This window comes from Pseudomonas sp. QS1027, assembly GCF_002814235.1.
Lineage (GTDB): Bacteria > Pseudomonadota > Gammaproteobacteria > Pseudomonadales > Pseudomonadaceae > Aquipseudomonas.
Genome location: NZ_PHSU01000016.1, coordinates 63,893 through 77,548, shown reverse-complemented (window position 1 = coordinate 77,548; position 13,656 = coordinate 63,893). Strand labels below are relative to the sequence as shown.

13 protein-coding genes are annotated in these 13,656 nt (G+C 62.5%); 7 read left to right on the top strand and 6 right to left on the bottom strand.

What is annotated here, in order from left to right; translation table 11 throughout:
- Nucleotides 1-36 precede the first annotated feature (36 nt).
- Nucleotides 37-1,242, bottom strand: coding sequence for a type II toxin-antitoxin system HipA family toxin (locus tag CWE01_RS15850; protein WP_100941479.1), 1,206 nt, complete (start codon nucleotides 1,240-1,242; stop codon nucleotides 37-39).
- A complete protein-coding gene (locus CWE01_RS15845) occupies nucleotides 1,242-1,586 on the bottom strand; it encodes a transcriptional regulator (RefSeq protein WP_100941579.1) in 345 nt (114 codons plus the stop codon). Before CWE01_RS15845 ends, CWE01_RS15850 begins: the two co-directional genes overlap by 1 nt.
- A gap of 294 nt (nucleotides 1,587-1,880) precedes the next feature.
- Between CWE01_RS15845 and CWE01_RS15840 the strand changes: the two genes are divergently transcribed.
- The 3 genes from CWE01_RS15840 (at nucleotide 1,881) to CWE01_RS15830 (ending at nucleotide 4,914) form a co-directional block, all read left to right on the top strand.
- The gene (locus CWE01_RS15840; protein WP_100941478.1) at nucleotides 1,881-2,612 is read left to right on the top strand and encodes a GntR family transcriptional regulator; all 732 of its coding nucleotides are present in this window, start codon (nucleotides 1,881-1,883) and stop codon (nucleotides 2,610-2,612) included.
- Nucleotides 2,613-2,653: 41 nt separating this feature from the next.
- Entirely contained in the window at nucleotides 2,654-3,937 is a 1,284-nt protein-coding gene (locus CWE01_RS15835) for an MFS transporter (RefSeq protein ID WP_100941477.1), read from the top strand.
- Between the two features lie 137 nt (nucleotides 3,938-4,074).
- The gene (locus CWE01_RS15830; RefSeq protein ID WP_100941476.1) at nucleotides 4,075-4,914 is read left to right on the top strand and encodes an amidohydrolase; all 840 of its coding nucleotides are present in this window, start codon (nucleotides 4,075-4,077) and stop codon (nucleotides 4,912-4,914) included.
- Between the two features lie 154 nt (nucleotides 4,915-5,068).
- Here the strand turns inward: CWE01_RS15830 and trmA are convergent, their stop codons facing one another.
- Both trmA and CWE01_RS15820 read right to left on the bottom strand, forming a co-directional pair.
- Nucleotides 5,069-6,148, bottom strand: coding sequence for a tRNA (uridine(54)-C5)-methyltransferase TrmA (trmA, locus tag CWE01_RS15825; RefSeq protein WP_100941475.1), 1,080 nt, complete (start codon nucleotides 6,146-6,148; stop codon nucleotides 5,069-5,071).
- Complete coding sequence (locus CWE01_RS15820) at nucleotides 6,145-7,440, bottom strand: NCS2 family permease (protein WP_100941474.1); 1,296 nt, start codon at nucleotides 7,438-7,440, stop codon at nucleotides 6,145-6,147. Before CWE01_RS15820 ends, trmA begins: the two co-directional genes overlap by 4 nt.
- 249 nt (nucleotides 7,441-7,689) lie before the next feature.
- On the opposite strand from CWE01_RS15820, the gene CWE01_RS15815 reads away from it, so the two are divergent.
- Nucleotides 7,690-8,142: a DUF4879 domain-containing protein gene (locus CWE01_RS15815; RefSeq protein WP_100941473.1), complete on the top strand. Its 453-nt coding sequence runs from the start codon at nucleotides 7,690-7,692 to the stop codon at nucleotides 8,140-8,142.
- Here the strand turns inward: CWE01_RS15815 and CWE01_RS15810 are convergent.
- Complete coding sequence (locus tag CWE01_RS15810; RefSeq protein ID WP_100941472.1) at nucleotides 8,139-9,401, bottom strand: MFS transporter; 1,263 nt, start codon at nucleotides 9,399-9,401, stop codon at nucleotides 8,139-8,141. The genes CWE01_RS15815 and CWE01_RS15810 overlap by 4 nt on opposite strands.
- Nucleotides 9,402-9,739: 338 nt before the next feature.
- On the opposite strand from CWE01_RS15810, the gene CWE01_RS15805 reads away from it, so the two are divergent.
- Genes CWE01_RS15805 through CWE01_RS15795 form a run of 3 tightly spaced genes read left to right on the top strand, consistent with a single transcriptional unit; the run spans nucleotide 9,740 to nucleotide 12,379 of the window.
- A complete protein-coding gene (locus CWE01_RS15805) occupies nucleotides 9,740-11,173 on the top strand; it encodes a cytochrome ubiquinol oxidase subunit I (protein ID WP_100941471.1) in 1,434 nt (477 codons plus the stop codon).
- Between the two features lie 3 nt (nucleotides 11,174-11,176).
- On the top strand, nucleotides 11,177-12,184 hold the full coding sequence (gene cydB / locus CWE01_RS15800; RefSeq protein WP_100941470.1) for a cytochrome d ubiquinol oxidase subunit II: 1,008 nt from the start codon (nucleotides 11,177-11,179) through the stop codon (nucleotides 12,182-12,184).
- A gap of 27 nt (nucleotides 12,185-12,211) precedes the next feature.
- Nucleotides 12,212-12,379: a DUF2474 domain-containing protein gene (locus CWE01_RS15795; protein ID WP_100941469.1), complete on the top strand. Its 168-nt coding sequence runs from the start codon at nucleotides 12,212-12,214 to the stop codon at nucleotides 12,377-12,379.
- Nucleotides 12,380-12,512: 133 nt separating this feature from the next.
- Here CWE01_RS15795 and CWE01_RS15790 read toward each other — a convergent pair whose 3' ends face one another.
- Nucleotides 12,513-13,637, bottom strand: a complete 1,125-nt coding sequence (locus CWE01_RS15790; RefSeq protein WP_100941468.1) for a methyltransferase — start codon at nucleotides 13,635-13,637, stop codon at nucleotides 12,513-12,515.
- Nucleotides 13,638-13,656 lie beyond the last annotated feature (19 nt).

The window sequence follows — 13,656 nt, the reverse complement described above, 5'->3', positions numbered from 1 at the left end:
CATACTGATAGCGGCTGGAAACCGGGCATCACTCACTTACCGCAACCGCGCAGTGCTCGTTGCCTCCCGGGCCATCTGCAACTCCACTCCTTGCAGCCACCGACCGTAGTATTCCTTCAGTTCTTGCTCCCACCCGATGACCTCGTCCAGCACATGTTCGGCGTGCTCGCGTGAAAGAGCGAAGTGGGTGTGATGGCTGAGCAGGTTCTGGCGGCTGATTTGGGTTCCTTCACGGCCAACGGCCATGGCCAGTGTCTTGGCTGGCCCCTCATCGAGGATCGGTAGCACGTCGTACATCGGGGAGAGGCGCCACTGGCCTCCCCTCCAGATGATGGCGTGGTTGCGTGGGTGATCGTCACTGTTACCGACCAGCGCGTTGTAGCACATTCGCTTGAAGAGCTCCTGCAAGTCCTCTTCGGGAACGCCACGGCGGCGCATTTCATCGGCGACTGCCGCATAGCGCCAGTCGTGTTGGGCCATCCATTCAGCGTCCAGCAAGGTGAGCGCGCTGAGCATGGGGATGCGACGTCCACCCTCGGCCAGCGGTGTTCGATCGAATCGCTCTACCAGTAACGTGGATGGGGTTTCGGCATGCAAGGCGGTCCTGGCGACATTCAGGCCCTTGGAGGCCGCGAAGGTCATGCACGCATATTCGACGGCGGGTAAGTCGTACTGGTCAAAGCGGTCGCGAGGTTTGGCCAGGATCAACATCCCACTATCCTGCAGAGTCCGCTTGGGGCGGGCGCCACCCAGAGAGGAACGTTGTTGGCGCAGGTTCAGTATCGAGACGGACTCCTGATCCAATTGACTGTTGTATACCGTTTCGCATGCTTCGACGAATTTCGCCAGGCCTCTTAATGTCGGCACGGGCTCGGTCCCCAGGCCAGATGCAGGCAAGGTGGTTTTCCCGACCATAAGGTTGCCAATACGGTCGTTGTTCGGTGACTTGAGCAGGAAGTCGAGGGTCGTCAGTTCCTGGCCGTAGACACGGTGCAGCAGGCGCTCTCCCCAGCCGTCGGGCATGGCGTCGTTGATAAAGCCTGGGATACCACGACTCTTCGTGATGCCGGTATAGGCTTCGGTCCGCAGTGGATAGTTGATCGGGTCGGGTATCCAGCCGTTGCTGGCTACATAGTCGGGCGCATACAGAAACTCACCGACCTTACCCTGGAGCGTCAGCCGACCGAGGGTGATGACTTCGCCCGTCTGCGGGTGCTCCATGTAAATGTAGGCACGGGACATCAGAAATCCTCCGCCTTGGGTTTGGACAGGCGAACACGTTTTGAAGAAAGGCTCGTATGCCTATCCTCACCTGTAGCGTATTTGGTGATTTGCGAGGTGTTTTCGACGCCATCCAGTGAACCGAAAATCATCTCGTTGAGGCCCAGGCGCCAGAGCACCAGCATAAAGGACCTGAGGTCGACGAGCTCCGAGCCATTTTCGATTTTGCGCAGCGTATGCTCGGAAATCCCGAGGCTGGATTTGAAGTCCGACTGGCGCAGACCCATATCCAGGCGCTTGGCTTTTACGAGAAGCCCGATCTTACTGAGGGTGTCGCCGCAGCCAACAGGAAAAAACGCGTTCATAAAGCTTACCAGGGTGAGTCTTATCATAGATAAGGCTCACTGTAGCATGTCTTAATTATGTTATTACGATTTATAAAGCTCACATAAATGAGTTTTAAGTGTTTTTAACACTCATTATGATGAGGCTTATGATCTTCTGGTTTCCGGTGTGCTGGTCCGCTCTCGTGCCCTTGCGGGTGCGCGTGAATGCTTTTGCCGAACGCGCCGACCAGTAATCGGCCTGCCACTTGACGCTTTTTCATCCAGGGAGAATACTCGGTAAAAATTCATATAGATGATTGGATAACTACAAGAATGAATGCCCTTTCCAGCGACGAACGTCTGCCCCTCTATCAACGTCTGCGTGACGAACTGGCCCGGCAAATAGCCAACAACCGCTGGCGCCCGGGTGAAGCGATTCCCACCGAAGCGGTACTGGCCGGTGAGTACCAGCTGTCCATCGGCACTGTGCGCAAGGCCATCGACAAGCTGGTGGAGGAGGGCATTCTCGAACGCCATCAGGGCCGCGGTACCTTTATACGTCGTCCGCAGTTCCAGTCTTCGCTGTTCCGCTTCTTCCGCTTCCAGACCCTGGCCGGTGAACGCCAGGTCCCCGAAAGCCGAATCCTCAATATCGATTCCCTGCCCGCGCCCTCCGCCGTCAGCCAGGCCCTGGGGCTGCCGCCCGAGGCCGAGGTGATCCGTCTGGTGCGCCTGCGACTGCTGGAAGGTGCGCCGGTGCTGGCCGAAGAAATCTGGCTGCCCAAGGGGCCGTTCCAGGCGCTGCTGAGCGCCGACCTGGACCAGCAGGGGCCGCTGCTCTATCCGATCTACGAGGCACTCTGCGGCCAGGTCGTCGCCTGTGCCGAGGAAACCCTCACCGCCGAAGCCGTGGGCGAGGTGCATGCGCGATTGTTGCAGATCGAGGCCAACAGCCCGGTGGTGGTGATCGAGCGACTGGCCCGCGACTACGCCGGCCAGCCGCTGGAGTGGCGGCGCTCCCGTGGCCAGGCCAGCCACTTCCGCTACAGCGTCGAAATTCGCTGAGCCCTGGGCGGCTCCCTGTTCACCTATAAGGATAAGAATCCATGTTCAGTTGGTATCGCGATATCACCTCGAGGGAGCGCAAGACATTCTGGGCCTGCTTTGGCGGCTGGTCCCTGGACGCGCTGGAAGTGCAGATGTTCGGCCTGGCGATCCCGGCGCTGATCGCCGCCTTCGCCCTGAGCAAGGGCGACGCCGGGTTGGTCAGCGGCGTGACCCTGATCAGTTCGGCCATCGGTGGCTGGCTCGGCGGTACGCTGTCCGACCGCTATGGCCGGGTCCGCACGTTGCAATGGATGATCCTCTGGTTTTCGCTGTTCACCTTTCTCTCGGCCTTTGTCACCAGCTTCAACCAGTTGCTCATCGTCAAGGCGCTGCAAGGCTTCGGCATCGGCGGCGAATGGGCGGCGGGCGCGGTGCTGATGGCCGAGACCATCCAGGCCCGGTTCCGTGGCAAGGTCATGGGCGCGGTGCAGAGCGCCTGGGCGATCGGCTGGGGCGCGGCGGTCGGGGTGTTCACGCTGATCTATACCTTCGTGCCCGAGGCCATGGCCTGGCGCGTGATGTTCCTGGTGGGCCTGCTGCCGGCGCTGCTGGTGATTTATGTGCGGCGCAGCGTGGTCGAGCCCGACAGCGCGCAACGCCAGGCCAAGGCCGAGAGCCGTGGCCTGTTGGCCTCGATGGCGGCGATCTTTCGTCCCGAGTTGCTGCGGGTGACGCTGCTGGGCGGCATCCTCGGCCTGGGGGCGCACGGCGGTTATCACGCGGTGATGACCTGGCTGCCGACTTTCCTCAAGACCGAGCGCAACCTTTCGGTGTTGAGTTCCGGCGGCTACCTGGCGGTGATCATCGTTGCATTCTGGTTTGGCTGTGTGGTCAGCGGTTTGTTGCTGGACCGCATCGGCCGACGCAAGAACATCATTCTCTTCGCCTTCTGCTGCGTGATCACGGTGCAGTGTTATCTGTTCCTGCCGCTGAGCAATACCCAGATGCTGTTCCTCGGCTTTCCCCTGGGCTTCTTCGCCGCCGGGATCCCGGCGAGCCTGGGGTCGTTTTTCAATGAGCTGTATCCGGCGGATGTCCGGGGTGCCGGCGTGGGCTTTTGCTACAACTTCGGTCGTGTGCTGTCGGCGGTGTTCCCGTTCATGGTCGGGCATATGAGCGAGTCGATGTCCCTGGGCTCGGCCATCGGTATCGACGCGGGGATCGCCTACGGCGTGGCGGTGCTGGCCGCGTTGGCGCTGCCGGAAACCAAGGGGCGCAATTTGCAGGAGGCCCGGGTGGCGGCGGTACCTGCCAAGCGTGCTGACGCCGGTCAGTTATCTTGAAAACACCACAACCCTGTAGGAGCCGGCTTGCTGGCGATGGCGATTTTCCAGGCGACGACGATGTCGCTCATCAGATCGCCTCGCCAGCAAGCTGGCTCCTGGCGGGTCTGTATTCAACCTTTCCATAGATGAGTTCCATGCCCGAGACTTGCCCACTGCCGATTCGCGGCATCGATGCCCATGCCCATGTTTTCGAACGCGGCCTGGGACTTGCGAGCGTGCGCCGTTATGCGCCGGATTACGACGCCACGCTGGAAACGTATCTGCAGCACTTGCAGCACAACGGCTTGAGCCACGGCGTGTTGGTGCAGCCGAGCTTTCTCGGCACCGATAACCGCTATCTGCTGGCGGCGTTGCAGCAGGAACCCGAACGGCTGCGCGGGGTCGTGGTGGTCGAGTGCGATATTGCCTTCGACGAGCTGGAGCGGATGGCCGCGCTCGGTGTCGCGGGCGTGCGCTTGAACCTGATGGGGCAGCCGCTACCAGACTTTTCCGAAACCTCGTGGCAGGTGTTTCTCGGCCATCTGCGGCACCTCGACTGGCATGTCGAACTGCATCGCCAGTTGGAGGATCTGCCGGCCCTGGTCGAGCCGCTGCTGGCGCTGGGCTGCAAGGTGGTGGTCGATCATTTCGGCCGCCCCGATGCTCGGCTTGGAGTCGAGCAACCAGCCTTTGCCCGTCTGCTTGCGTTGGGTGAAGGAGGGCGGTTGTGGATCAAGGTTTCAGGTATTTATCGGTTGGGCGGGACGCCGATGGAAAACCTGCATTTCGCCGAGAAGGCCTTGTCGTTGATGCTGAAAACCCTGGGGCCGGACCGTTTGTTGTGGGGCAGCGATTGGCCGCATACGCAGCATGAGCAGGAGGTGAGTTTCGGCTCGGAGCTTGATCGTCTGCGCCGTCTGGCCTGCGCCGCGCCGTTACGTCAGCATCTGCTGTGCAATACGGCGGCGGAGTTGTTCGGCTTCGTGAAGGACTGAGCCCTACGCTATCTTTGCGTTGGAACCCGATCTGTAGGAGCCGGCTTGCTGGCGATGCGATCTGATGGGCGACATCGTCGTCGCCTGGAAAATCGCTATCGCCAGCAAGCCGGCTCCTACAGGTGATGTGACGGTGCCGATATCCCTGACGGACTCAGCGACGCGTCAGCAACACCCCGGATTCCATATGATGGGTCCAGGGGAATTGATCGAACAGCGCGCAGCGTTCGATGCGGTGGGTATCGTGCAGTTGCGCGATATTCGCCGCCAACGTCTCCGGGTTGCAGGAGATGTACAGGATATTGTCGAAGCGCCGGGTCAGCTCGCAGGTGTCCGGGTCCATGCCGGCCCGCGGAGGGTCGACGAACACGCTGCCGAATTCATAGCTTTTCAGGTCGATGCCGTGCAGGCGCCGGAACGGGCGAACCTCGTTCAGCGCTTCGGTCAGTTCCTCGGCGGACAAACGCACCAGGGTCACGCTGTCCACGCCGTTCTCGTCGAGGTTGCTCAAGGCGGCATTCACCGAGGTCTTGCTGATCTCGGTGGCCAGCACCTTGCGTACCCGGGTCGCCAGGGGCAGGGTGAAGTTGCCGTTGCCGCAATACAACTCCAGCAGATCGTCGGAACGCTCGCCCAGGGCTTCATAGGCCCAGTTGAGCATCTTCTGGTTCACCGTGCCGTTGGGCTGGGTAAAGGCGCCCTCCGGTTGCCGGTAGCTGAAGGTGCGCCCGGCAATCTCGAACTTTTCCACCACGTAGTCGTGGCCGATCACCACGCGCTTGCCCTTGGAACGGCCGATGATGCTGACCCCAAGGTCGGCAGCCAGCTGCTCGGCGGCGGTCTGCCAGTGTCCGTCCAATGGCCGGTGATAGCACAGGGTGATCATCGCGTCGCCGGCCAGGGTGGTCAGGAACTCCACCTGGAACAGCTTGTGGCTCAGGGGCGCGCTGGCTTGCCAGGCGGCCTTGAGCTTGGGCATCAATTCATTGATGCGCAGGCTGGCGATGGGGAACTCCTCGATCAGGATCGGGGTGCGCTTGTCGTCCTGGGAAAACATCGCGTAGTGGCGCTCGCCCGCTTCGCGCCAGAGGCGGAACTCCGCCCGCAGGCGGAAGTGCTGCAGCGGCGAGTCGAACACCCGTGGCTCGGGTGCATCGAACGGTGCCAGCAGGTCGCGCAAGCGCGCGACCTTGTCTTCGAGCTGAGCGGTGTAGGTGTTGGAATCAAAAGTCATGCGTTGAACCAGCCCAGCTTGATCACGAACAGTATCGACAGAATCACCAGCGCCGGGTTCAGTTCGCGGGCGCGACCGGACAGCAGCTTGATCGCGGTCCAGGCAATGAAGCCGAACGCGATGCCATTGGCGATGGAATAGGTGAAGGGCATGGCCAGGGCCGTGACCACCACCGGTGCCGCTTCGGTAATGTCATCCCAGTTGATTTCCGCCAGGCCCGAGGTCATCAGCACGGCGACGAACAGCAGCGCCGGTGCGGTGGCGAACGCCGGGACGCTGCCGGCCAACGGGGCGAAGAACAGCGCGAGCAGGAACAGCACGGCCACCACCACGGCGGTCAGGCCGGTACGGCCGCCGGCGCTGACGCCCGCTGCCGACTCGATGTAGCTGGTGGTGGTCGAGGTGCCCAGCAGCGAACCGGCCATGGCGGCAGTGCTGTCGGCGATCAGTGCACGGCCCATTTTCGGCATGTGGCCGTCCTTGCCCATCAGCCCGGCGCGCTTGGCGACGCCGATCAGGGTGCCGGAGTTGTCGAACAGGTCGACGAACAGGAAGGCGAAGATCACGCTGACCAGGCCGATGTTCAGGGCGCCCTTGATGTCCAGTTGCAGGAAGGTCGGGGCCAGGGATGGCGGTGCCGAGACGATCCCGCCGAACGGGCTGAAGCCCATCAGGATCGAGACGATGGTCACGCCGAGGATGCCGATCAGCACCGCGCCACGGACTTTCAGCGCATCCAGGGCGACGATGGCGGCAAAGCCCAGGGTGGCGAGGATCGGTGCCGGTTGCTTGAGGTCACCGAGGCCGACCATGGTCGCCGGGTTGCTCACCACGATACCGGCGTTGTGCAGGGCGATCAGCGCCAGGAACAGGCCGATACCGGCGGCAATCGCCGAACGCAGCGGCAGTGGGATGCTGTTGATGATCCATTCGCGGATGCGGAAGATCGACAGCAGGAAGAAGCACACCGCCGAGATGAAGACCGCCCCCAGCGCGACTTGCCAGGTATGGCCCATGTGCAGGACCACGGTGTAGGTGAAGAAGGCGTTCAGGCCCATGCCCGGCGCGAGGGCGATCGGGTAGTTGGCGATCAGGCCCATGACCGTGGAACCGATGGCTGCGGCCAGGCAGGTGGCGACAAACACCGCGCCCTTGTCCATGCCCGTTTCGCCGAGGATGCTCGGGTTGACGAACAGAATGTAGGCCATGGCCAGGAAGGTGGTGACGCCCGCGAGTATCTCGGTGCGTACATTGGTGTTGTGTGCCTTGAGTTGAAACAGCCTTTCCAGCATCTCTGCTCCCCCGTGGCGCACTCGGCGCCGTGAATGAATCGATCCCCAAACAACCAAGCACAGACTCTAGCGGCCTGATGAGCTTCTGTCTGTGGAAAAAAGCCGCGCATCATACCAGTGGTTTGTGCCGGTTGGCTGCGCGTTGCAAGCAAGATGCCAGGACATCAGCAAAAAACTTCTGCGCATGCCGGGCACCGATGTCGTCGCCGGGTCCATAAGGCATACTGCAGGCTCCTTTCGGAGGGATTTATGAGCAGTCGAGTGAAGAGTCTGGCCCTGGGCATGGGCCTCGTGATGGCCAGTACGGTGCTGACGGCGTCTGCCGCACCGGCCCAGCCGCTGATCGGCGTGGCCCTCTATACGGTGGTGTCCAAGGGCTGTGTCGAGGACGTGTCCGACGGTCGCACGCAAACCCAATGCGCCCATCGCGGGCCGATCACCGTGACGGTGGTGGAGTCGGGCTATGGCCACGGTCTGATGGCCTTTCTCAACGGCGTCCCCCTGCAATACGCCTCGCGCAGTTCACTCTGCGAATTCCAGCGGCCGTTCGTGCCTTGCACCAGCGGCAAGGTGGTGGGTTACAAATTCAGCTATGTGTTTGAGCTGGACAGCCAGGAGGTCGGCACGTTCGTCGTCGCCGATCGTTCACTGACGGCGCCGGTGCAGACCAAGGGTGCGGAAATTCAGATCGCCGTCTACTAAGCGACCTTCGCAGGCTCGGCCACCGGTTCCGACTGGCCAGGGAGCTCGTGCATGCGATCGCGCCGGGCCAGGGTCGGAAACAGTTTCATCCAGCTCCCGGTGATCACCAGGGTGCCGATGCCGCCCATCACCACGGCGGGCACGGTGCCGAACCAGTGGGCCGTCAGCCCTGACTCGAACTCGCCGAGCTGGTTGGAGGCGCCGATAAACAGCCCGTTCACGGCACTGACCCGGCCGCGCATCTCGTCCGGGGTTTCCAACTGCACGAAGGACGCGCGGATCACCATGCTGATCATGTCCGCCGCGCCCAGTACTACCAGCACCGCCAGGGAGAACCAGAACGAGGTCGACAGGCCGAAGGCGATGGTCGCCACGCCGAACACGCCAACGGCGGTGAACATGATCCGTCCGACCTTGCGTTCCACCGGGAACCGCGCCAGCCACAGCGACATCAGCAGGGCGCCCACCGCCGGGGCCGAGCGCAACAGGCCCAGGCCCCAGGCGCCGGTCAGCAGGATATCCTTGGCGAACACCGGCAGCAGGGCCGTGGCGCCGCCCAGCAGCACGGCGAACAGGTCCAGGGAAATCGCCCCGAGAATATCCGGGCGACTGCGGATAAAGCGAATCCCCGCCAACAGCGAGTGCAGGGTGGCCTTGCCCTTGTTCAGCGGCGTCTGCCGCGCCGGCAGATTGAGCATCAGCGAGCAGGCGATCACATACAGGGCCACGGTGGGGCCATAGACCCAGACGCTGCCCAGGGCGTAGAGCAGGCCTCCGAGAGCCGGGGCGACGATGGTCGCCAGTTGCTGGGCCGACTGCGCGGCGGCCACGGCGCGGGGGAACAGTGCCGCCGGGACGATGGACGGCAATAGCGCCTGGGTGGTGGGCATTTCGAAAGAGCGTGCCGCCCCCAGCAGGAACGCCAGGATAAAGATCATTTCCCGGGTCACATGGTTGGTCGCACTGCCGATGGCCAGGCTCAGGGCGATCAGTGCCTGCAACGACTGGCACAGCGCCGCGACCTTGCGCCGGTCGTAGCGGTCGGCGACATGCCCGGTGTGCAGCATGAACAGCACCCGCGGAGCGAACTCCACCAACCCCACCAGGCCCAGGTCCAGGACGTTCCCGGTCAACTGATAGAGGTTCCAGCCGATGGCCACGGTGAGCATCTGGAAGCCGCTGGCGGTAAAGATCCGTGCGAGCCAGAAAGCCAGGAAAGGACGGTGGTGGCGCAACAGCAACGGCGTCTCGGTGGGCATCGGGGGGGGCTCGTCTGGGCTGGGGACAAGGCAGATTATCATTCTCGTGTAACAAAAAGTTGCTGAGCTGCCTATGTTTTCTCCGGATCAGTTGGCATCTGCGCCTGAGGCAACCTGTCACGCGGCAAAAGACCACACAACCCGGTCGTCGGAATGGGACTACTCTTTCAACGTTGATTGATCCAGGTCACTTCCATTTTTGGCGCTGGCCTGGGTCCGGCTCCCTGCGTCGCGATGGTTTAAAAGAACGAATTCGAATTCGCCGCACTCCATATCCGTGGGGGCAGTGGTGCAGGCCTCCAGGCCGGCAACCGGTATTACCTGACAGAGGAAGACTTATGTTCGGTTTGGAGGCGCTAGATCTCGCCCGAATTCAATTCGCGTTTACCATCTCCTTCCATATCCTGTTCCCGGCGATCACCATCGGCCTGGCGAGTTACCTGGCGGTACTCGAAGGCTTGTGGCTGAAGACGCACAACGATACCTACCGCGATCTGTACCATTTCTGGTCGAAGATCTTTGCCGTCAACTTCGGCATGGGCGTGGTCTCCGGGTTGGTCATGGCCTATCAGTTCGGGACCAACTGGAGTCGCTTCTCCGACTTCGCCGGCGCGGTCACCGGGCCGCTGCTGACCTATGAAGTGCTCACGGCGTTCTTCCTCGAAGCCGGTTTCCTCGGCGTGATGCTGTTCGGTTGGAACCGTGTCGGACGGGGCCTGCATTTCTTCTCCACGGTGATGGTGGCCATCGGTACGCTGGTCTCGACCTTCTGGATTCTCTCGTCCAACAGCTGGATGCAGACGCCCCAGGGCTACGAAATCATCGACGGCCGGGTGATCCCGGTGGACTGGTTTGCGGTGGTGTTCAACCCGTCCTTCCCTTATCGGCTGATGCACATGGCCACGGCGGCCTTTGTCGCGACGGCGTTTTTCGTCGGCTCGTCGGCGGCCTGGCACCTGTTGCGCGGGCGCGATAATCCGGCGATCCGCACCATGCTCTCGATGGCCATGTGGATGGCGCTGATCGTCGCGCCGATCCAGGCGGTGATCGGTGACTTCCACGGCCTCAACACCCTCAAGCACCAGCCGGCAAAGATTGCCGCCATCGAAGGCCACTGGGAAAACGTCGGCAACGAACCGACCCCGCTGATCCTCTTCGGCCTGCCGGACATGAAGGCCGAGAAGACCCGCTTCGCCGTGGAGATTCCCTACCTGGGCAGCCTGATCCTGACCCATAGCCTGGACAAGCAGGTGCCGGCCCTCAAGGAGTTCCCACCGGAGGACCGACCGAATTCGACCATTGTGTTCTGGTCGTTCCGGGTCATGGTCGGTCTGGGTTTCCTGATGATCTTCACCGGGCTCTGGAGCCTGTGGCTGCGCAAGCGTGATCGCCTCTACAGCAACCGTACTTTCCTGTACCTGGCGCTGTGGATGGGACCTTCGGGCCTGATCGCGATCCTGGCCGGCTGGTTCACTACCGAAATCGGTCGTCAGCCCTGGGTGGTCTACGGCCTGATGCGCACGGCGGATGCCTCGTCCGGGCACACGTTGATACAGATGAGCATCACCCTGGCGCTGTTCGTCGTGGTCTATTTCTCGCTGTTCGGTGCCGGTCTGGGCTACATGATGCGCCTGGTGCGCAAAGGGCCGAAAACCAACGAGGGGGCCGAGTCGAACCACGGTGGTCCCGGCCAGCAACGCACACCGGCCCGTCCGCTCTCCGCCGCCGATGATGGCGCCGAAGACGCTCACCACCTGAACAAGGGGAACTGAGTCATGGGTATTGATCTTCCGCTGATCTGGGCCGTGATCATCATCTTCGGCATCATGATGTACGTGGTCATGGATGGGTTCGACCTGGGGATCGGCATTCTCTTCCCCTTCATCAAGGACGACCGTGACCGCGATGTGATGATGAACACCGTCGCGCCGGTCTGGGACGGCAACGAAACCTGGTTGGTGCTCGGTGGCGCGGCGTTGTTCGGCGCGTTTCCGCTGGCCTATTCGGTGGTGCTGTCGGCGCTCTACCTGCCGTTGATCCTGATGCTGATCGGGCTGATCTTCCGCGGCGTGGCCTTCGAGTTCCGTTTCAAGGCCAAGGAGCACAAGCGGCATATCTGGGACAAGGCGTTTATCGGTGGCTCACTGACCGCGACCTTCTTCCAGGGCGTGGCGCTGGGGGCTTTCATCGATGGCATTCCGGTGGTCAACCGCCAGTTTGCCGGCGGCTCGCTGGACTGGCTGACGCCCTTCACGCTGTTCTGCGGCGTGGCGCTGGTGGTGGCCTATGCCTTGCTCGGCTGCACCTGGCTGATCATGAAGACCGAGGGCAAGTTGCAGGAGCAGATGCACGACCTGGCGCGGCCGCTTGCCTATGTGGTGTTGGCGGTGATCGGGGTGGTCAGTCTCTGGACGCCCCTGGCCCATGCCGAGATCGCCGCGCGCTGGTTTACCCTGCCTAACCTGTTCTGGTTCCTGCCGGTGCCGATCCTGGTGCTGGTGACGCTGTACGGTTTGCTCCGGGCGGTGGCGCGTAACGCCCACTACACGCCGTTCCTGCTGACCCTGGCGCTGATTTTCCTGGGGTATAGCGGCTTGGGCATCAGCCTGTGGCCGAATATCGTGCCGCCGTCCATTTCGATCTGGGACGCCGCCGCGCCGCCGCAAAGCCAGGGCTTCATGCTGGTGGGGACGCTGTTCATCATCCCGTTCATCCTGGGTTACACCTTCTGGAGCTACTATGTGTTCCGCGGCAAGGTGACCCACGAAGACGGTTATCACTAGGGCGCTTGAAAGACGAGGACTGGGGTCATGGCAGGCAAACCTTCTTTGCAGGAGATCGAAGCGGCTGAGAAGAAACCGCTCTGGCAACGTATTGGCTGGCTGGTGATTATCTGGACGGGGAGCGTGCTGGCGTTGTTCGTGGTCGCGAGCCTGATGCGGCTGTTCATGAAGGCGGCAGGGATGACCACGCACTAGCCAACTTTTTTGGCGGTCTTGAGGGCCCTTTCGCGGGCAGGCCCTGCTCCTACAGTACGGTGCCGAACACAGACTCTGCGTACGACATCAAACTGTAGGAGCAAGGCTTGCCCGCGAAGCTTTTGACGTTCGGTTACTTGCGCGCCTTGAGAATCACGAACTTGGGCGTCGCCGCCACTTGTTCGACACCGCGGAACAACCGCGCGAGCTTGCTGTGATAGCCCAGGTGGCGGTTACCGACGATATACAGCGCGCCGCCCACCACCAGGGCTTCTCGCGCCTGCTGGAACATCCGCCAGGCGAGGAAGTCGCCGACCACCTGCTGCTGGTGGAAGGGCGGGTTGCACAACACCACGTCCAGTGATTGCGGGGCTTGCCCGGCCAGCCCGTCGCCAGCCCGTATCACGGCTTCGCGCTCGCCCAGCGTGGCCTGCCAGTTTTCCCGCGCCGACTGCACGGCCATGAACGACTCGTCCACCAGCGTGTACCGGGCCTGGGGATTTTGCAGGGCGCTGGCGATGGCCAGCACGCCGTTGCCGCAACCCAGGTCCGCGACCTGCGCGCTGCCCAGGTTGCCCGGCAGATGAGGCAGGAACGCCCGGGTGCCGATGTCCAGGCCTTCGCGGCAGAACACATTGGCGTGGTTGAGCAGCTCGATGGCCGGTTCGTCGAGCCGGTAACGCGTCGGGTAGGGCGATACGGCCGGTTCCCGTGCCTCGGGCGTGGCGATCAGCAGGCGGGCCTTTTTCACCGCCAGGGACGCCTGCACCGGGCCGATATAACGCTCCAGCAGATCGCCGGCAGCCCGGGGCAAGTGCTTGATCATGGCGCTGGCGATCACCTGGGCGCCCGGGGCCAGTTGGCCTTGCAGGCGAATCAGCTGTTCTTCCAGCAATGCGAGGGTCTTCGGAACCCGGATCAATACCCGGTCGAATGGCCCGGTCCAGGCCTCGCTGGCGGGCACATGATGCACGGCGTCGAAGGCCTGGCCGTTGCGCACCAGGTTCTTTTCCAGCGCCAGGGCGCCGAGGAACGAGTCGCCGCTGCTGGTCACCCGGACCTGTCCGGCGAGGCTGCTGGCCAGGGCGCCGAAGCTGTCGTTGAGCACCAGCACCCGGGTCTCGGCCGACACGCCCTGTTCGGCCAGGTGCGCGAGCAGATACTCATCCGCGGCATCGAAGGCTTGCAGGGGCTCGTTCTGTTGTTCGGGCTGGCGGATCAGGTCGAGTCGGGCAAACGGGCTTTCTAGCAGGGGCATGGAGGACTCTGGAGCGTCG